The organism is Blastocatellia bacterium, assembly GCA_035275065.1.
Lineage (GTDB): Bacteria > Acidobacteriota > Blastocatellia > UBA7656 > UBA7656 > DATENM01.
Window position 1 is genome coordinate 1 of sequence record DATENM010000111.1, and the last position, 1,161, is coordinate 1,161.

General features: G+C 50.0%; 2 protein-coding genes. Both read left to right on the forward strand.

Translation table 11 applies throughout. The features are described 5' to 3' along the window. Positions 1–165 precede the first annotated feature (165 nt). Positions 166–432, forward strand: coding sequence for a hypothetical protein (locus VJ464_23725; protein HKQ08156.1), 267 nt, complete (start codon positions 166–168; stop codon positions 430–432). Positions 433–474: 42 nt separating this feature from the next. Beyond that, the gene (locus tag VJ464_23730) at positions 475–921 is read left to right on the forward strand and encodes a hypothetical protein (protein HKQ08157.1); all 447 of its coding nucleotides are present in this window, start codon (positions 475–477) and stop codon (positions 919–921) included. The last annotated feature ends 240 nt before the right edge of the window (positions 922–1,161 follow it).

Genomic DNA, 1,161 nt, shown 5'->3' on the forward strand with positions numbered 1-1,161 from the left:
CGAGTCACTGGGCTTATCAAATGAGAGTTGGGTGATGGCCAAGCAGCGACCTAACAACGACATGCACCGGAGCGCGGGCAGCGGGGTGTACGTGATTGATCGTAGTGCCGTCGCCCGCGCCCGGTGATGTGTGTGCGTTAGCTGGCCGGAATAGGAGAAGCATCTATGGATCCAACATTGATTCTGATACTCAAGGATGGCATGAGTGAGTATTGTTCAGATGAAGAGTTACGCGAGATGTGTGCAGCATTCGGCGTAGATCCTGAGGTTGACCCCGACCGAGATAAGCTCGTATATCATCGGCTCGCCATCAAACTGATCACCAAGATTGAGCATGGAAACAACCGACAGCTTCTTATTGCACTTGTTCCTAGCTTAGTAAACCGAGCAAGAGATTTTGTGACAAGTACAGATTGGGAACGTCGGGCTTAACACCTTGGAATGGTGGCGCGCTTAGAGAAGTTAGAGAAAGGGTTGGATGAACCTGGTTTACCGGAAGAAATAGCCGTTCCTGAAGATCGCCCTTTCTCCGCGAAATCACAAGTGCGGGAATTTCTCGCGGCTGCTGAAACTTCTATCACTATAGTCGATGCCTACGTGGGTCTAGGCACACTGGACTGTCTGCGCGACGTAATATACCCCATTCGATTGCTCACAGGTCAGAAGCCACAGTCGGTCGAGAACGGCTTTGATCGCGCACTCAAGCAATTTGCAAGCGAAGGGTATGCTATTGAAGTTAGGCAGCATCCCAAGCTACATGATAGATACATTTCCTTTAACGAACGATGCTGGCTTGTTGGATCCTCACTTAAAGATGCGGGCAAGAAGGCATTCAATGTCATTGAATTCGTTGATGGCAAGGAAGCTATTGCGTCAGAGATAGAAACAAAATGGCAGAACGCACAGACATATTATCCGTAGAGTTGCTCGCATCTGGCCAGCTAACAAGGCGTTGCAGCGGAGGCCGCGAAGCGCAATTCTCGTGGTTAGTGGTGAGGCCGTTCGCGGCCCCGCTGAACGCGAGCGTTAGACGTGTGTAGCAGATTCGCCGGGGCTTGAGGACATAACCACATTAAGCGATACTATGGAAACTAGAGGTGAAGCTAATGGTTACTAAAGATATACTCCGCCAAAAACGTGAAGATATCAGACGTATCGCTG